The 18,010-nt window shown below is 61.9% G+C and carries 10 protein-coding genes; 5 read left to right on the plus strand and 5 right to left on the minus strand.

Annotation, left to right across the window (positions count from 1 at the left end; translation table 11 throughout):
• The first annotated feature begins 165 nt into the window (after positions 1-165).
• The 3 genes from FBY12_RS00175 to FBY12_RS00185 all read left to right on the plus strand — a co-directional run bounded on the left by FBY12_RS00175 (position 166) and on the right by FBY12_RS00185 (position 3,273).
• A complete protein-coding gene (locus FBY12_RS00175) occupies positions 166-1,032 on the plus strand; it encodes a pirin family protein (RefSeq protein ID WP_145249936.1) in 867 nt (288 codons plus the stop codon).
• Positions 1,033-1,233: 201 nt separating this feature from the next.
• Positions 1,234-2,676 carry a mechanosensitive ion channel family protein gene (locus FBY12_RS00180; RefSeq protein ID WP_101208614.1) on the plus strand — a complete coding sequence of 481 codons (1,443 nt, stop codon included), beginning with the start codon at positions 1,234-1,236 and terminating at the stop codon, positions 2,674-2,676.
• Positions 2,677-2,832: 156 nt separating this feature from the next.
• Complete coding sequence (locus FBY12_RS00185; protein ID WP_092279773.1) at positions 2,833-3,273, plus strand: carboxymuconolactone decarboxylase family protein; 441 nt, start codon at positions 2,833-2,835, stop codon at positions 3,271-3,273.
• On the opposite strand, the gene FBY12_RS00190 is transcribed toward FBY12_RS00185, so the two are convergent.
• The 3 genes from FBY12_RS00190 to FBY12_RS00200 form a co-directional block, all read right to left on the minus strand.
• Positions 3,274-4,863, minus strand: coding sequence for a DHA2 family efflux MFS transporter permease subunit (locus FBY12_RS00190; RefSeq protein WP_145249939.1), 1,590 nt, complete (start codon positions 4,861-4,863; stop codon positions 3,274-3,276). It lies immediately after the preceding gene.
• Positions 4,860-5,981, minus strand: a complete 1,122-nt coding sequence (locus FBY12_RS00195; RefSeq protein ID WP_145249942.1) for an HlyD family secretion protein — start codon at positions 5,979-5,981, stop codon at positions 4,860-4,862. Before FBY12_RS00195 ends, FBY12_RS00190 begins: the two co-directional genes overlap by 4 nt.
• Positions 5,982-6,077: 96 nt before the next feature.
• Positions 6,078-6,842 (minus strand): helix-turn-helix transcriptional regulator, encoded by a 765-nt coding sequence (locus FBY12_RS00200; protein WP_145249945.1) that lies wholly within the window; start codon positions 6,840-6,842, stop codon positions 6,078-6,080.
• A gap of 99 nt (positions 6,843-6,941) precedes the next feature.
• On the opposite strand from FBY12_RS00200, the gene FBY12_RS00205 reads away from it, so the two are divergent.
• Complete coding sequence (locus FBY12_RS00205) at positions 6,942-8,084, plus strand: MFS transporter (protein WP_145249948.1); 1,143 nt, start codon at positions 6,942-6,944, stop codon at positions 8,082-8,084.
• A gap of 580 nt (positions 8,085-8,664) precedes the next feature.
• On the opposite strand, the gene FBY12_RS00215 is transcribed toward FBY12_RS00205, so the two are convergent.
• Together FBY12_RS00215 and FBY12_RS00220 are read right to left on the minus strand one after the other, a co-directional pair.
• Positions 8,665-10,086 carry an efflux transporter outer membrane subunit gene (locus tag FBY12_RS00215; RefSeq protein WP_145249951.1) on the minus strand — a complete coding sequence of 474 codons (1,422 nt, stop codon included), beginning with the start codon at positions 10,084-10,086 and terminating at the stop codon, positions 8,665-8,667.
• A gap of 29 nt (positions 10,087-10,115) precedes the next feature.
• Positions 10,116-10,919 carry a helix-turn-helix transcriptional regulator gene (locus FBY12_RS00220; protein WP_145252265.1) on the minus strand — a complete coding sequence of 268 codons (804 nt, stop codon included), beginning with the start codon at positions 10,917-10,919 and terminating at the stop codon, positions 10,116-10,118.
• A 493-nt stretch (positions 10,920-11,412) separates the two neighbouring features.
• Here FBY12_RS00220 and FBY12_RS00225 point away from each other — a divergent pair, with 493 nt between their 5' ends.
• Positions 11,413-17,826, plus strand: coding sequence for a non-ribosomal peptide synthetase (locus FBY12_RS00225; protein WP_145249954.1), 6,414 nt, complete (start codon positions 11,413-11,415; stop codon positions 17,824-17,826).
• Positions 17,827-18,010 lie beyond the last annotated feature (184 nt).

Genomic DNA, 18,010 nt, shown 5'->3' on the forward strand with positions numbered 1-18,010 from the left:
TCAAACGCGTAGGAGCGAGGCTTGCCCGCGAAGACAATTTCACGCCTTGCCGCCAACCCATCGTCCCACTGATAGAACGCTGTGGTGGGTTATTACCGTCTAGCGCACCAATACGATCAGTTTTAAGCTGGGTTCATTGCGTCACCCACCTTTTTCGGAGGCACGATGAAAAACCTCATCGGTATCTACACCAGTCCACGCGCCCATTGGGTCGGCGACGGTTTTCCCGTTCGCACGCTGTTTTCCTACGACACCATGGGCCAACACATCAGCCCGTTCCTGCTGCTCGATCACGCCGGTCCTGCGCACTTCACCCCGACCAGCGAACGTCGCGGCGTTGGCCAGCACCCGCATCGAGGCTTTGAAACCGTGACCATCGTCTACGACGGCGAAGTCGAGCACCGCGACTCCAGCGGCGGTGGCGGCAAAATCGGTCCCGGCGACGTGCAATGGATGACGGCCGCATCCGGCATCATCCACGAGGAATTCCATTCCGAAGCCTTCGCCGAACGCGGCGGCAACATGGAAATGGTCCAACTGTGGGTCAACCTGCCCGCCAAGGACAAAATGGCTGACGCCGGTTACCAGACCATTCTCGACCGTGACATTCCGAACATCCCGCTCCAGGATCAGGCCGGCAGCCTGCGCCTGATCGCCGGTGAGTTCGATGGGCAAACCGGGCCGTCGCGCACGTTTACTCCGATCGATGTCTGGGACATTCGCCTGAATGCCGGCAAGTTGCTCACCCTCGATTTGCACGAAGGGCGCAACACCGCGCTGGTGGTGCTGCGCGGCACGGTGCAGATCAATGGCGGCGAACTGGCGCGCGAAGGGCAATTGGCGTTGTTCGAGCGCGACGGCGAGCAACTGAGCCTGGAAGCGAACAACGACGCCGTGGTGTTGCTGCTCAGCGGCGAGCCGATTGACGAGCCGATTGTCGGTCACGGGCCGTTCGTGATGAACAGCGAAGCGGAAATCCACCAGGCCTTCGCCGATTTCCATTCCGGCCAATTCGGCCGTATGAGCCAGTAACCAAAGCCACACCGCAATCCCCTGTGGGAGCGAGCTCGCTCGCGATATCGGTCTGACATTCACTGCACAAGTGTCTGTTCTACCCCTATCGCGAGCAAGCTCGCTCCCACAGTGGTTAGGGTTGTTCGCAGGTGATCAATTCCTCCTACACTGTGCGCAATGTGCGATCTTCGCGTCATTGGCCTTTGCTGGAGTTGTTTGATGCTGTCACTGCTCACCGCTCATCCTCTGTTGGCCGCGCTGATCCTGATCCTCATCGATCTCGGTTTGTGGCGCTTGATCAGCAGCAACGGCAGCAATTGGAAACTGCTGGTGCGGCTGGTGATCTTCGCGCTGTTCAGCGTCGTGCTGTTCAACGAAGGCCTGAACCCGCTGGAACCGGCGCCATGGGCCGACAACGTGCCGCTGCACCTGGCCGCCACCGGGTTGCAGATTGGCTGGTGGCTGTTCGGCGCGCGGACCCTGACCGTGCTGCTCGGCGCGGTGATGATGCAGCGGGTCGGGCACACCGGGCGGCTGCTCCAGGACTTGCTCGGCGCTGTGATTTTCCTCATCGCGATCATCGCGGCCATGGCTTATGTGCTCGACCTGCCGGTCAAAGGCGTGCTCGCGACGTCCGGCGCGGTGGCGATCATTGTCGGCCTGGCGCTGCAAAGTACCCTCAGCGACGTCTTCTCCGGCATCGTCCTCAACACCACCAAGCCCTACCAAATCGATGACTGGATTTCCATCGACGGCACCGAGGGCCGGGTCACCGACATCGACTGGCGCGCCACGCGCATGCAAACCGCGCAGGGCAGCCTCGCGGTGATTCCCAATTCGCTGGCGGCGAAAGCCAAAATCATCAACTTCAGCCGCCCGAGCGACATGTTCGGCGTCTCCATCAGCCTGCAACTGAGCCCGCACGCGCGGCCCAACACCGTGGTCGAAGCACTGGAGCGAGCAATGCAGGGCTGTCGTTTTCTGCTCGATCGACCGGCGCCGAGTGTCGCGCTGAAAACCGCTACCAGCAGTGGCATGGAGTACGAAATCAGCGGATTTGTCGCCTCGATGGAGCAGAAACGCGCGGTGCGTAATCAGCTGTTTGACCTGGCGTACCGGCACTTGCAGGCGTCCGGGATTAATCTGCTGTCGAGCGTCGAGCCGAACACACCGAGCAATTTTTCGCGGCCACGGGCATTGCTGGAAAGCTCGGCAATTTTCTCTACCCTGCGCGAGGAAGAGAAAGACACCTTCAGCCAGAACATGACCCTGCAAACCTTCCGCGCCGGCGAAACGATACTGGCGGCGGCGGAGGTCAGCGATCATTTGTTCATCATCGAATCCGGCGTGGTCACAGTGACCTTGACTCGCCACGGCACACCGTTCGAGTCCGGGCGCATGGGGCCGGGCGAGGTGATCGGCGAGGCCGGGATTCTGTCCGATACCTCGGTGCCGGCCGAATTCACCGCGAAGACATTCTGCGCGCTGTACCGCATAGAGAAGAGCTACCTCAAACCGTGCCTGGACGCGCGCCACGACATCAACGACGCGATGAAAGCCTTGCTCGACTTCCGTTTGCACAAGGCCAAGGCGTTGACCGAGGACGAGCCGGTGGTGGTGCCGAAAAAGGGCTTTTTGCAGTGGCTGCGTAATCGTGCGTGAGCAGGTGAGCAGGTGAGCAGGTGAGCAGGTGGGCGGCTTGGGGGATTGGGCGGATGGCCGCTGTCTGGCCTAGGGGTTTTCCGGGATATTGGCTATTTGTTCGCGGCCCGCGCGGGATTAACTTAGCTCCACACCCACTTGTGACGGAGCCCCACCATGACACCGCGTATCGATTTCTACACCGCTTCGCCAGACGCGCTCAAAGCCATGATCGCGTTGGAAACGGCGGTATCGAAACTGCCGCTGGAAAAGAACCTGATCGAACTGGTCAAGCTGCGCACTTCACAAATCAACGGCTGCGCGTTCTGCCTCGACATGCACAGCGCCGATGCGCGCAAGGGCGGCGAAGACGAGCGGCGCCTGTACACGTTGTCGGCGTGGCGCGAAACGCCGTTTTTCACCCCGCGTGAGCGTGCAGCGCTGGCCTGGACCGAATCCCTGACTCTGCTCAGCCAGACCCACGCGCCGGACGAAGACTACGAAGTGGCCATCGCCGAGTTCAGCCCCAAGGAATTGGTCGATCTGACCGTGGCGATCACCACCATCAATGCCTGGAATCGCCTCGCAGTCGGCTTCCGCAAAATGCCTCAAGCCTGATCAATGCGCATCGGCTGACGGCGCGGCCGGTGGTTGCACCTTGCGCATCAAGGGCACCATCGCCGTGGCGATGATGAAGCAGAGCATGATCATCAAAAACGCGTCGCCGTAGGTTTGTGTCTGCGCTTCGCGGTAGGTCAGCAACCACAGTTGATGCAGGCTGGCGGTGACTGCGGCGTCACCGCTTTGGCCGAGGTTGGCAAAGTTGTTGCCGACCTGGGACAGCCACTGATTCAGCGCTTCATTGGTACTGTTGAGGTTTTCCGCCAACCGCGTGAAGTGCAGGTTGGTGCGGTCGTTGAGGATGGTCGCGCACGCGGCGATACCCATCGCGCCGCCCAGATTGCGCATCAGGTTGAACAACCCCGAAGCATGTTTCAGCCGCGCTGGCGCCAGCCCGCCGAGGGTCAGCGTCACGGCGGGGGGCACCGCCAATTGCTGGGCAATCCCGCGCAGAGCTTGCGGCAGCATCAATTCCTTGGCGCCCCAGTCGTGGGTGATCGGGCTGAAATCCCACATCGACAACGCGAACAGTCCCAGCCCGGTCATCATGATCCAGCGCAAATCGATGCGGTTGGCCAGAAAGGCGTACAGCGGAATCGCCAGGATCTGGAACACCCCGGTGGAAAAAACCGCGAGGCCAATGTCCAGCGCGCCGTAGCCACGGACCCGGCCGAGGAACAGCGGCGTCAGGTAAATCGTCGCGAACAGGCCAATCCCGGTGACAAAGGAAAAGAAGCAGCCGAGGGCGAAGTTGCGATCCTTCAAGGCCCGCAGATCGACAATCGGATTGGCCACGTGCAGCGTCCGGCCAATGAACGCCAGGCCGGCGATGCCGCTGACCCACGCGGTGGTGACGATCGTGCTGTCGCTGAACCAGTTCCAGCGTGGGCCTTCTTCGAGGGTGTATTCCAGGCAACCGAGAAACAGCGCCAGAAACAGCATGCTCAGGTAATCCGCGCCTTTGAGCAGCGACAGTTCCGGCTGATCGATCTTCACCAGCATCGGCACCGCTACCGCGACAAAAATCCCCGGCACCAGATTGATGTAGAACAGCCAGTGCCACGACGAAATGTCCGTTATCCAGCCACCAATCACCGGCCCCAGTGTCGGCGCCAATGAGGCCACGGCGCCGATGGTCGCGGCGGCGATCACCCGTTGTTTGCCGGTGAAGAAAAAGAACGCGGTGGTGAATACCAGCGGGATCATCGAACCGCCGAGAAAGCCTTGCAGCGCGCGAAAGACGATCATGCTCTGGATGTTCCACGCCGCGCCGCACAGCAGGCTGGCGAGGGTGAAACCGACCGCCGAGGCGCAGAACAACCAGCGCGTCGAAAACACCCGCGACAACCAGCCCGACAGCGGAATCACGATGATTTCGGCGATCAGGTAACTGGTTTGCACCCACGCGGTTTCGTCGGTGCCGGCCGAGAGCCCGCCGCCGATGTCGCGCAGCGAAGCCGAGACAATCTGGATGTCCAGCAGCGCGATGAACATGCCGATGCACATGCTGGCGAAGGCGAAAACCTTGGTCGCCGTGGCCATGTTGGCGGCGCTTGTCGGTTGTGCCGGGGCGGCGAGCGCGCTCATGGTGCGCTGGCCACGGCTGGGCTTTTGTCCTCGGCGCGGGTGTCGACTTCGGCGGTTACCGACAGGCCTGGGCGCAAATGACCGAGCACGCCGTCGGCCGGGTCGAGGACGATGCGCACCGGCACGCGCTGGACGATTTTGGTGAAGTTGCCGGTGGCGTTTTCCGGCGGCAACACGCTGAACTGCGCGCCGCTGGCCGGGGCCAGGCTGTCGAGATGACCATGGAATACCTGACCCGATAACACATCAGCACGGATAACCACGCGTTGGCCGGAGGTCATCCGCGCCAGTTGGTCTTCCTTGAAATTGGCATCGACCCACAAGCCACTCGACGGCACCACCGAAAGCAACTGCGAACCGGCCTGGGCATACGCGCCAACCCGCGCCCGGCGATTGCCGATCACGCCATCCACCGGGGCTTTCAGCTCTGTGTAGCCGACGTTCAATTGCGCCAGATCACGCTCGGCTTTGGCTTGCATGAGTGCCGCGCGGGCCTGTTGTTTCTGTGTTTCGATCACCAGCAATTGGCGCTGACTGGCGAGCAATTCAGCTTGCGCGCGGGCGCTGATGGCCTGGGCAGTCTTGAACGTGGCGTTGGCGCGTTGCGCGCTTTCGACCGACACCGCGTTGCTGCCGACGAGTTTTTTATAGCGTGCATCGTCATCGCGCGAACGCGAAGTCTCGGCGCCTGCCGCGTCGATCCCGGCACGCGCTTGGCCGATCACCGCGTGCTGCAATTGTTCGGTGGCGTCGAGGTTGGCCAGCAGCGCTTCTTCCGCGGCCACCGCGCCTTCAGCCTTGGCCAGATTGGCGCGATAGTCGCGTGAATCGATGCGCACCAGAACGTCACCGGCCTTGACCTGCTGATTGTCGGTGACCAGCACTTGTTCGATGTAACCAGCGACTTTCGGCCCGATCACCGTGACGTCGCCGCCAATGTAGGCATCGTCGGTTTCCTCGATAAACCGCCCGGCGCTCCACCAGTGCACGCCGTACAGCCCGATAGCCACCAGCGCGGCGACTGCTGCGATCAGCAACAACAGGCGTTTGAGCAGCGGTGGCTTGGGGGTTTGCACGGGGGCAGCCAGGTCGGGTTCAACGGTGGGCATGCTGGTCATGGCGAATACCTGTGGGAATCGGGTCTTTATTACGGGTGTAATATGACGCAGGTAATATTTTGTCGCAATTGGTATTTGCTGCCGGTCGTCAGGTGTTTACTTGAGCCAGGCGCCGGGCGTGGTGCCGGTCAGGTCTTTGAAGAACGCAATAAAACCGCTGTCACTGGCGAAACCCAGTTCGAACGCGCTGTAGCTGAGGCTGCGCCCGGTGGCGAGTAATTCCATGGCGCGCATCAGCCGCCATTGCTGGCGCCATTGTTGATAGCTCATGCCGGTTTCGCGCCGGAAGATCCGGCCGATGGTCCGCCCGCTGCCGCCGATCTGTTGTTCGAGCACCTGCAGTTCGGGCGGCATGATTTGCGGATTTGCCAGCAGCGGCGCGAGGCGTTTGTCGCGGGGAAGGGGCAGCAGCATTGGTTGCTGCGCCGCTTCGTTGATCTCGCTCAGGCATAAACCGAGCAGATGAGCGAATTTGCCGTGTTGCCAATCGGTGGCGAAATCGGCCAGCGCTATCGGCTCCAGCACGGCGCGCAGCAGCGGGCTGACGGCAATCACGCAGACTTGCTGCGGCAGGTCGGCACACAGCGCCGGCGTCAGGTAAATCGAGCGGTAATCCACGCTTTGCTGCATTGCCACGCGATGCGCCACACCGGAGGGAATCCACGCCGCGCGCGACGGCGGCAACAGGCACAACTGCTGCGCGAGGGTGATGCGCGTGCAGCCGCGGCGCGTGAATAGCAGCTGTCCGCGATGATGCCGGTGCAGCCCGGAGTCGTGGTCGCCAAGGGTCGAGGCAATGCCGATGACCGGAGCGGCGTAGTGATCAGGGTCGAAAGAACTGCGGGGATCGAGCCAAGCCATGGTCTGTCCGATTTCAGCGATAAATTGTCCGGGTTTGGATAATACGTCATCCGGCACTTCTTAAACTCTTCGGCAGTTTTCTTGAAGAGTACTGACGTGATGAGTGCCAAACCATTGCTGCTATTGGCGATTGCTTTGTTGATGTTCCCGCAGATCGCCCAAACCCTGTACAGCCCGGCGCTGGCCGACATCGGCGAGGCGTTCGGCGTAGGCCCGCAAGCGGCGGCGCAGACGTTGTCGGTGTATTTCCTGGCATTCGCTTTTGGCATGGTGGTATGGGGGCGGGTGTGCGACCGCGTTGGGCGGCGACCGACGATGCTGATCGGCCTTGGCATTTACGCCGGCGCGTCGTTGCTGGCGCTGCAGGTCAGCACCTTTGAAGGCCTGTTAGTCGCACAGGCGCTGGGCGCGTTTGGGGTGGCGGTGGGCTCGGTAGTCACGCAAACGTTGTTGCGCGATCGTTTTCAAGGCGCGGAACTGGCACAGGTCTTTTCCCTGATCGGCATCGCGTTGGCCGCCGGCCCGGCGATCGGTTTGTTCAGCGGTGCGAGCCTGGTGCACGCCTTCGGTTATCGCGGCGTGCTCGGTGGTTTATTGTTGCTGTCGTTGGGATTGTGGCTGTGGTGCTGGCGCGTTCTCGCGGAAACCCGGCCGGCGCATCTGGTCAACGCGGGCCTGTTCGAAACGCTGTGGCGCATGCTGCGCGACCGCGACATCTGGCGTGCGGCGCTGCTGGTGGCGTTGTTCAACGTGGCTTTGTTCAGTTACTACAGCCTCGGCCCGTTCCTGTTTGAACGGCTGGGTTTGAGCGGGCAATGGTTCGGTTACAGCGGTGAGATTCTGGCGCTGGGGTCTGGTTTGGGCGCGTGGTTGAACAAGTCTTTGCTGCGGCGCGGGTTTAGCGGCCAACGTTTGATCGTTGTCGCGGCAGGCTCGGGATTAATCGGCGGAATCGGCGTGTGGCTGATGCAGGACAGCGCCTGGTTTGTGTTGGCGATGCTGTGGGTGGTGTTGGCGTTTGGCATGGCGATCCCCAACATTCTTGGCGCGGCGCTGGTCAATTATGCTGATCGACTCGGGACCGCGGGGGCGCTGTTCGGCTTGATGTATTACCTGTTGATTGGCGGCGGACTGATGCTTGTCGCATGGTTTCAGGCATTGGGCGAAACGTTGATGGTCTGCGCTGGCTTCTCGTTGGTGTTGGCACTTGCCAAGCAGCGATCCAGGTTGGAAAGCGCCTGATAGACCGCCATCGCGAGCAGGCTCACTCCTACATTGGAACTGCGGTGAACACTGGTTTTGTGATCAACCACAATCCCCCTGTAGGAGCGAGCCTGCTCGCGATAGCGATCTGTCAGCCAACATTTATTTCGCAGTTACCGGCCTCATCGCGAGCAGGCTCACTCCCACATGGGGACTGCGGTGAACACAGTTTTTGTGATCAATCACAATCCCCCTGTGGGAGCGAGCTTGCTCGTGATAGCGATCTGTCAGCCAATATTTATTTCGCAGTAACCGGCCTCATCGCGAGCAGGCTCACTCCCACATGGGGACTGCGGTGAACACAGTTTTTGTGATCAACCACAATCCCCCTGTGGGAGCGAGCCTGCTCGCGATAGCGATCTGTCAGCCAACATTAATTTTGCGAGTGCCGGCCTCATCGCGAGCAGGCTCACTCCTACATTGGAACTGCGGTGAACACAGTTTTTGTGATCAACCACAATCCCCCTGTGGGAGCGAGCTTGCTCGCGATAGCGATCTGTCAGCCAACATTAATTTTGCAGGTGCCGGCCTCATCGCGAGCAAGGCCGGACGACGGCAGTCATTGGTTACCCGCCAATCCCGGCGCCACCTCCCACGCGCCGCCCAGAGCCGTGTACAAATTCACCTCGGCGATCAATTGCGCGAGGCGATCGGTGATCAGGGTTTGCCGGGCGCTGAACAGCGAGCGTTGCGCGTCGAGAAACACCAGATGGCTGTCGACGCCGATGCGGTAGCGGTGCTCGGCCATCGCGTAATAGTCCTGACTGGCCTGGACAAAGGCCCGTTGAGCGCTGAGTTGATCGCTGTAAGTCTGGCGCGCGGCCAACCCGTCGGCGACTTCCTGGAAAGCCACTTGAATCGATTTCTCGTACTGTGCGACGAAGATGTCTTTCTGCAATGTCGCGTAGTCGAGGCTGGCGCGCAGGCTGCCGGCGTTGAAAATCGGCAGGCTGATTTGCGGCTGAAATGTCCAGCTCCCAGAGCCACCCTTGAACAAACCGGACAGCTCCAGGCTGCTGCTTCCCGCATTGGCGGTCAGGCTGACACTGGGGAAAAACGCTGCGCGAGCCGCGCCGATATTCGCATTGGCGGCTTGCAACTGGTATTCGGCTTGAACGATATCGGGGCGGCGTTGCAGCAGGTTCGACGGCAAACCGGCGGGCACTTGCGCGAGCAGATCGTTGGCCAGCGGTTGCCCGGGAATCGACTCGGCCACCGGCGCGCCAACCAGCAGGGTCAGCGCGTTGAGGTCTTGCGCGACCTGCCGGGTATAACGCGCAAGGCTGGCGCGGGTGCTGTCGACGCTGGTCTGCGCCTGAATCCGGTCGAGTGCCGACACCTTGCCGGCCTGGCTGGTGCGCGTAGTCAGGCGCAGGCTCTGCTCATCGGCGGCGAGGGTCTGGCGGGTCAGTTCGAGCAATTCCTGATCGGCGCGCCACGTCAGGTAGGCATTGGCGACGTTGGCGACCAGGCTCAATTCGGCGCTGCGCCGCGCCTGTTCCGTTGCCAGATAGTTGAGCATTGCCTGCTCGCCGAGGCTGCGCACGCGACCGAAAAAATCCAGCTCGTAGGCACTGATACCCAACGTCGCCGAATACGCTGAGGTAATCACCGCGTCATCGGCACCCGTCACGCTGGCCGGCACCCGTTGGCGTTTGCCCGCGCCGGTCGCGGAAACGGCGGGGAACAGGTCGGCGCGCTGGATCCGGTATTGCGCCTGAAACGCTTGCACATTCAGCGCGGCAACACGCAAATCGCGGTTATTCAGCAACGCCTCGCCAATCAACTGCTGCAATCCGCGATCACGGAACACCTGCTGCCAATCCCTCGCGGCTGTCGCGGCCGGTTCGGCGGCGGCATACGCCGGACCCTGCGGATACTGCGGCGAAACCGGCAACTGCGGCGTCTGGTATTCAGGACTCAGCGAGCAACCGCCAAGCAACAGCGCCATGCCCAAATGCCACATCGATAAGCCTTTCATTCACGCGCCTAGCTGCAGATCAACAGCGCTCACGCCCCGGCCATCCACTTGGCCAGACCATGCCGGCCACTGACGCCGAGTTTCGCCGCCGCGCGTTTCAGGTAGGTTTCGATGGAGCTGGTTTTGACCCTGAGCTTCTCCGCCATTTCCGGCACCGTGCCGCCGCTCAACAAACCCAGGCACACCTCTTTTTCCCGCGCCGATAAATTGATGTCGCCGTGTTCCAGCCGCGTATAGAACTCCCGTTGCAACGGGGCCTGTTCTCCAATGCTGCCGATAACGTGCGCTTGCGGTTTGTCCGGGGTGGTTTGGCGACTGATGTAGGCGTGGCACTCGATCAGCGGCAGCAAGGTTTGCGAGAGGTTTTTCAGAAACGCCAGTTCAGACAGGGAAAAGACCCGTTGCGTGGGCGGACGATAGAGGGAAATCACACAGCGTCGATTGGAGTTGCGCGACACCAGATTGCATTGGTGGGACGTGTCGCGCGGGTGCGCGCTGCGGGTGCGGGCGTTCATCTGGATCAGCAGCGAATCGTCCATGTCGATCAGGGTTTTGAGCAGCGGATGATCATCGCGCTGTTGCAGTGTTCGAGCGGGCGAAGGCGTTGCCTGCTCAAGGCTGGCGCTGCCGAGCAGCTTGATCTCGAGAATGCTTGCCTGGCGCTCGTCGAGGGTCCATTCACTGAGATCGACGAGGTCGACCGGCACCAGTTTCTCCACCAGATGCAGCAGGTTCGCGGCAAACCGGTCGTCGCCGGTGCTGGCGATCAGCTCGCCTAACTCGCCGTAGAAATGGGGGCTTTCAATGTTGCGGATACTGCTGGTCAGGCCCATTTTCTGATCATCCTTGAAGTCCAAACGTGATGCGGCCACTCATTGGAAACTCGATGTTCCTGTTCTCCTTGAACAGGCCCGAGTGCCCGAGTTGTATTTAAGCCATGGAACCGTGCAACGTCTGTAGCGGAATCCGGGGACAAACCTGCCATGAAAATCGCGTGGAGAAATTGACGCTTTCACCAGGAAACTCTTTCGAAGGCTGTCGGGAGGAACCCTGAAATTTAGTTAACTATCTGAAAACAAAGCATTTCAATAGCAGAGATTAACCACCCGCCCCCGCACAATCTGTAGCCGATCTCCTACACATTTTTCAGCTTTCCCTGTCCGCGCGATTGATTAACCAAGGCTCTGCGTCGGGCGTCTGGCGTTGTCCGGGTTTCCGGTGACAGACACCCGTCAGCGCCGATGCTTGAATACGGAAAAAACCTGTACAGGGCGGTGCGTCCGACCACCGGCGCTGCGCAGCGACACCTCCCATGAGACGGATCTTATGACGCTTATTTCTGCCGCCGCTGCTGTGGCTGTTACTGACCCTGCGCGCCGTCCACAAACGCCGCCGCAGACCTTCGCCCTGAGCAGCGCCCAACGCGATATCTGGCTCGATCAACAGAGCCGTGGCGATTCACCGCTGTACAACATTGGCGGTTACCTCGAACTCCGCGGCCCCCTCAACCCCGCGCTGATGCGCCAGGCCATCGAAATGCTGGTGGCCAAACATGACGCCTTGCGCACGCGACTGTTACCCGGCCCCGACGGCTTGCCGTTGCAGACATTTCCTCAAAGCGTGCCAGTCGAAGTGCCGCTGCATGATTTTTCCGAGCAGCCGGACCCACACGCCGCCGCGCAGGCCTTGATGCAGCAGCAGATGGAGCAGGCCTACGCGCTGCACGACGGCCCGTTATTCCGATTTTTTCTGCTACGCCTCGACGAGCGTCATCACCTGTTGGGCACTCAGGCGCATCACCTGATTCTTGATGGCTGGGGGTTTGCCCAGATGCTCCAGTCGCTCGGCGAAATCTACAGTGCGCTGGAACGCCAGCAGCCGATCGACAGCGTCGCGCCGTCGTATATCGACTTCATTGTCGACGACGCGCGTTACCACGGTTCGCCGCGTCATGCGCGCGACCGCGCGTACTGGCTGGAGAAATTTCACTCGCTCCCCGAACCGTTGCTGGCGCCGCGTTATCGCGAGCGCAACGGCACACTCGCGGCGCACAGCAGCAACCTGGTGCTGGCGTTTCCGACGGCGTTGCACCAGCGCATGAAGCAGTTGGGCAGCGCCTGCCAGGCCTCGGCGTTTCATGTGTTGCTGGCCGCGTTGCAGGTGTATTTCTGCCGCAGCGCCCAGCGTGACGAGTGGGTGGTCGGGCTGCCGCTGCTCAACCGCAGCAACGCGCGGTTCAAGTCGACGCTGGGCTTGTTCACCCAAGTCAGCGCGGTGCGATTTCCGCTCGATCAAGGGCTGTCATTCAGCGCGCAAGTGCGCGCGACGAGCGAGGTGCTGAAGCAGGATTTTCGTCATCAGCGCTTTGCCCTCAGCGAGCTGAATCGGGCGCTGGGGCTGTTGCGTGACGATCGCGCGCAGGTGTTCGACGTCTCGGTGTCCTACGAAAAGGAAGACCACGACTATCGCTACGGCGAGGCACTGGCGCAGTCGGTCAAAGTCTCGAACAACCACGAGCCGATGCCGTTGGCCATCCATTTGCGCTCCAATGCCTGCAACGACCAGACCTGGGTGCATTACGTCTACAACGAGGCTTATTTTCAGCGCGCCGAGGTTGAGGCCTTGGCGCAGCGCTTGCTCCACATCCTTGAGCAAGGCCTGGAAAATCCGCGCCTGACACTGGCCGATTTTTCCCTGAGTACGCCTGCCGAAACGACGCTGTTGCAGCAGTGGAATTCGACCGAGCAGGCGTTCAGCGATAACACCACACTGCATCAACGCATCGAAGCGCGCGCCGCCGAACATCCGCACGCCGTGGCTGCGCTGTATCAGGGGCAATCGCTGACCTACGCCGAGTTGAATCAACGGGCGAATTCACTGGCTTATCACTTGCGTGAACTCGGCGTACAGCCGGATGACCGGGTGGCGATTGTCGCCCGGCGAGGCCTGGAAACGCTGATCGGCTTGCTGGCGATCCTCAAATCCGGCGGCTGTTATGTGCCGATCGATCCCGCGCACCCGGCCGAGCGTCTGCAGTATTTATTGAGCGATTGCGCGCCGGTTGCGCTGCTCACGCAGGCAGATTTACGCGTGCATTTACCGTCGCTGGACGTGCCGATAATCAACCTCGACGACGCCGCGTGGACGCAACACAACGCGCACAACCCGCAGGTCGACGGCCTCAGCGCCGCGAACCTCGCCTACGTGATTTACACCTCCGGCTCCACCGGCCTGCCCAAAGGCGTGATGGTCGAGCATCGAAGCGTGTCGAATTTGCTCGACTGGCATTGTCGGGCGTTCGACCTGTGCCTGGGGCGCCACACTTCCAGCGTCGCCGGTTTCGGGTTTGATGCGATGGCCTGGGAAGTCTGGCCGGCGTTATGCGTCGGCGCGACCCTGCACTTGCCGCCGGCGCATGACGGCAACGAGGACATCGACGCGCTGCTTGAGTGGTGGCGCGAGCAGCCGCTGGACGTCAGTTTCTTGCCAACGCCGGTGGCCGAATACGCATTCAGCCAAAACCGTTCGCACCCGACCTTGCGCACATTGCTGATCGGCGGCGACCGCTTGCGGCAGTTTTCGCGCGCGCAAACCTTCGAGGTGATCAACAACTACGGCCCGACCGAAGCCACAGTCGTCGCCACCTCCGGGCGCGTCGAGGTCGGGCATGACTTGCACATCGGCCAGCCGATTGCCAACGCGACCATCTACTTGCTGGACGAGCAGCAGCGCCCGGTGCCGATCGGTGTCGCCGGGGAGTTGCATGTCGGCGGTGCCGGTGTCGCGCGCGGTTACCTCAACCGTCCGGAATTGAGCGCCGAGCGTTTCCTCAGCGACCCGTTCAGCAGCGCTGCGCACGCGCGGATGTACCGCACCGGCGACCTCGCGCGTTGGTCGGCGCAGGGCAACATCGAATACCTGGGGCGCAATGACGATCAGGTGAAAATCCGTGGCATGCGCATCGAGCTCGGCGAAATCGAGCGTGCGCTCGGCACTTTCCGGGCGGTGAAAGAAGCCGTGGTGCAGTTGCTGGAGGGGCGTCTGGTCGCCTGGTTCACCGAGTTCCGCACACTGGCAATCGAAGATCTGCACGCGCACCTGCAAGCGCGTTTGCCGGATTACATGTTGCCGTCGGCTTATGTGCGACTCCACAGCCTGCCGCTGACCGCCAACGGCAAACTCGACCGCAAGGCCTTGCCGGCGCCGGATGCATCGGCGCTGCGCAGCCGTGAATACGTCGCGCCGCAAGGTCCGGTGGAAACCACGCTGGCGCAGATCTGGGCCGAAGTGCTCAACGTCGAACGCGTCGGGCGCCATGATCATTTCTTCGAACTGGGCGGCCATTCATTGCTCGCGGTGGTGTTGATCGAGCGCATGCGTCAAGTCAGGCTCAGCGCCGATGTGCGCGTGTTGTTCAGCCAACCGACTTTGGCCGCGCTGGCCGGCGCAATCGGCAGCGGTCGCGAGATTGAGGTGCCGGTCAATCTCATCCCTGCCGATTGCCAGTCGATCACGCCAGAGCTGTTGCCCTTGCTGACGCTCGATCAGCCAGGCATCGACCGCGTCGTCGCCAGCGTGCCCGGTGGCGTCGGCAATGTGCAGGACATTTACCCGTTGGCGCCGTCGCAGGAGGGCGTGCTTTACCACCACATCACCGCCCAGCAAGGCGACCCGTATCTGCTCAACGCGCAATTGGCGTTCGACAGCATTCAGCGCTTGCAGGCGTTCGCGCAGGCATTGCAGACCGTCATCGACCGTCACGATATCCTGCGCAGCGCAGTGCTTTGGCAGGGTTTCAGCCAACCGCTGCAAGTGGTGCGGCGCGCGGCGATGTTGCCGCTGCAGCAGATCATTCTCGATCCGCGCGACGGCGATGTGCTCGGCCAGTTGCACGCCCGATTTGATGCCCGACACTATCGACTGGATCTCGCCCAGGCGCCGCTGATCCAGCTGATGTACGCGCCGGACCCTCGGAATGCGCGGGTGGTGGCGGTGTTGCTGTTTCATCACATCGTCATGGACCACACAGCGCTCGACGTCTTGCGCGCTGAAATCCAGGCGATTTTGCACGGCAACGGCACCCCGCTGGACGCGCCGATGCCGTATCGCAATTACGTGGCGCAGGCGCGGTTGGGTGTCGGCGAAGCAAAGCACGAAGCGTTTTTCCGCGAGATGCTCGGTGACGTCGACGAGCCGACGCTGCCGTTCGGTTTGCAGCGCGTGCACGGCGACATTGAAGAAGCCACGCAAACGCTGCCGAATGCGTTAAGTGTGCGGCTGCGCAGCCAGGCGCGTGTGCTCGGGGTCAGTGCGGCGAGCCTGTTTCACCTGGCGTGGGCGCGGTTGTTGGGCGCCGCGTCGGGCAACGACACAGTGGTGTTTGGCACTGTGCTGCTGGGGCGAATGCACGCTGGCGACGGTGCTGATCGGGCCTTGGGCATGTTCATCAACACCTTGCCGTTGCGTGTTGATGTCGGCGAAACCGGCGTGCGCGACGGGGTCAAAGCCACCCACGCCCGGCTGACGGCACTGCTCGCCCACGAACACGCTTCACTGGCGCTGGCGCAACGTTGCAGCGGTGTCGCGCCAGCGTTGCCGCTGTTCAGCGCGATGCTCAACTATCGTCACAGCGACAGCACGTTGCAGCAGCAAACCGCGTGGGAAGGCATCGAGATTCTGGCCAGTGACGAGCGCACCAATTTTCCGCTGACTTTGAGTGTCGATGACCTCGGCGAAGATTTTCTGCTGACCGCCCGTACCCCCGCGCAGATCGGCGCGCAGCGCATCGGCGATAGCCTGCGCGTTGCGCTGGAGTCGCTGGTGCAAGCGCTGGAGCACACGCCGCATCGGGCGCTGAATCGCTTGCCGATCCTCACGCCGCAGGAGCGCCAGCACCTGCTGACAGAGCTGAATTCCACTGATGTCGATTGGCCGCTGGAGCAGACCATTCAGGCAATCTTCGAGGCTCAGGTGTTGCGCACGCCGGACGCCGTGGCGCTGGTGGCCGGCGCGCAAAGCCTCACGTATGCCGAACTCAACGCGCGCGCCAACCAACTGGCCGCGCACTTGCGCGAGCACGGCGTGGTGCCGGATGCGCGCGTGGCGATCTGCGTCGAGCGCGGGTTGGAATTGGTGATTGGCCTGTGGGCGATCCTCAAGGCTGGCGGCGCTTATGTGCCGCTCGATCCCGGTTATCCGCCGGAGCGCATCGCTTTCATGCTGCGCGATTGCGCGCCGGTGGCGCTGCTGATTCACGGCGCCACTCGCGGGTTGCTGCCGGACATCGGCGTGCCGCTGATCGACTTCGATCACAGCACCTGGCAAGGTCAGTCGCCGAGCAATCCGCAGGTGCCGGGCCTCAACGCGTCGCACTTGGCGTACATGATTTACACCTCCGGTTCGACCGGTACGCCGAAGGGCGTGATGCTTGAACATCGGGGTTTGAACAACCTGGTGTTGTGGAGTTCGCAGCTCATCCCGCACAGCCAGAACGGCGCGCTGTTGCAAAAAGCCCCGTTCAGTTTCGACGGTTCGGTGTGGGAATTCTTCTGGCCGCTGACCGTCGGCATGCGCCTGGTGCTGGCGCGCCCGGACGGTCATCGCGAACCGGCGTACCTGGCGCAACAGGTGCATGAACAGCACATCACTGTGATCAAGTTTGTCCCGGCGATGCTCCAGCAGTTTCTCGAACTGGCCGACATCAGCCTGTGCGGCAGCCTCACTGACGTGGTGTGCGGTGGCGGGGAGTTGACCGCCGAACTGGCGCGACAGTTGCAAACTCGATTGCCTAAAGTGCGTTTGCACAACGTTTACGGCCCGACGGAAGCCACGGTGGACAGCAGCGCCTGGACCCTCGAACCGGGCGCGGCCATTCCCGATATTCAGTTGCCAATTGGCCGGGCCATCGCCAATACCCGCCTGTATTTGCTCGACGCGCACGATTTGCCGGTGCCGTTCGGTGTCAGCGGGCACTTGCACATCGGCGGCGTCGGCGTGGCTCGGGGTTACCGGGGATTGGCGCAACTGACGGCCGAGCGGTTTATCGCCAGCCCGTTTGTCGCGGGGGATCGGCTGTACCGCACCGGGGATCTGGCGCGTTATCTGCCGGACGGCTCGCTGCAGTTTCTTGGGCGCGATGACTTCCAGGTTAAGTTGCGCGGTTTGCGCGTCGAGCTGGGTGAAATCGAGGCAAGGCTCGCGGCGCACCCGGCGTTGAAAGAGGTCGCGGTGTTGATGCGCGACGAGCGTCTGGTCGCCTATTACACGCTGACGACTGCCGCGCAGATGCCGACAATCGAAGAGCTGCGCGGTTATCTGTTGCGCCTGCTGCCGGATTACATGGTGCCGTCGGCGTACGTGGTGCTCGACAGTCTGCCGCTGAGCCCCAATGGCAAACTCGACCGCCGCGCCTTGCCAGCGCCGGGCGTGGACGCGGTGCTGGCCCGCGACTACGAAGCACCGCTGGGCCCGGTGGAAAATGCGTTGGCGGCGATCTGGTCCGAGGTGTTGAAGATCGAGCGGGTAGGGCGCCACGATCACTTTTTCGAGCTCGGCGGGCATTCGCTGCTGGCGGTCAATCTGGTCGCGCGCATGCGTGAAGCGGGCCTGAACGCCGACGCCCGCGCGTTGTTCAGCGAGCCGACTTTGTCGGCATTGGCGGCGAAAACCGTCGAACACGTGCAACCACTCGCCATCCCCGAAACCACCATTCCAACCCTGCAACGCAAGCGCCGCCTCTGACCACAATCGCGGCCCTGTAGGAGCGAGGCTTGCCCGCGAAAGCGTGGTGTCAGGCACCATCAATTTCGACTGGATAGACGCCATCGCGAGCAAGCTCTGCTCCCACAGGTTTATCGAGCGTTTACTCGATTGGCGTAACGCCGCAAAACCCCTGTAGGAGCGAGGCTTGCCCGCGAAAGCGTGG

The sequence above is a fragment of the Pseudomonas sp. SJZ131 genome (assembly GCF_007828705.1).
Classification (GTDB): domain Bacteria; phylum Pseudomonadota; class Gammaproteobacteria; order Pseudomonadales; family Pseudomonadaceae; genus Aquipseudomonas; species Aquipseudomonas prosekii.

What these genes read in the sequence shown, in the direction of transcription:
- FBY12_RS00175 (WP_145249936.1), top strand. Translation starts at nt 166, where the DNA reads ATGAAAAACCTCATCGGTATCTACACCAGTCCACGCGCCCATTGGGTC.
- FBY12_RS00190 (WP_145249939.1), bottom strand. Translation starts at nt 4,863, where the DNA reads ATGAGCGCGCTCGCCGCCCCGGCACAACCGACAAGCGCCGCCAACATG.
- FBY12_RS00195 (WP_145249942.1), bottom strand. Translation starts at nt 5,981, where the DNA reads ATGACCAGCATGCCCACCGTTGAACCCGACCTGGCTGCCCCCGTGCAA.
- FBY12_RS00215 (WP_145249951.1), bottom strand. Translation starts at nt 10,086, where the DNA reads ATGAAAGGCTTATCGATGTGGCATTTGGGCATGGCGCTGTTGCTTGGC.
- FBY12_RS00185 (WP_092279773.1), top strand. Translation starts at nt 2,833, where the DNA reads ATGACACCGCGTATCGATTTCTACACCGCTTCGCCAGACGCGCTCAAA.
- FBY12_RS00220 (WP_145252265.1), bottom strand. Translation starts at nt 10,919, where the DNA reads ATGGGCCTGACCAGCAGTATCCGCAACATTGAAAGCCCCCATTTCTAC.
- FBY12_RS00200 (WP_145249945.1), bottom strand. Translation starts at nt 6,842, where the DNA reads ATGGCTTGGCTCGATCCCCGCAGTTCTTTCGACCCTGATCACTACGCC.
- FBY12_RS00205 (WP_145249948.1), top strand. Translation starts at nt 6,942, where the DNA reads ATGAGTGCCAAACCATTGCTGCTATTGGCGATTGCTTTGTTGATGTTC.
- FBY12_RS00225 (WP_145249954.1), top strand. Translation starts at nt 11,413, where the DNA reads ATGACGCTTATTTCTGCCGCCGCTGCTGTGGCTGTTACTGACCCTGCG.
- FBY12_RS00180 (WP_101208614.1), top strand. Translation starts at nt 1,234, where the DNA reads ATGCTGTCACTGCTCACCGCTCATCCTCTGTTGGCCGCGCTGATCCTG.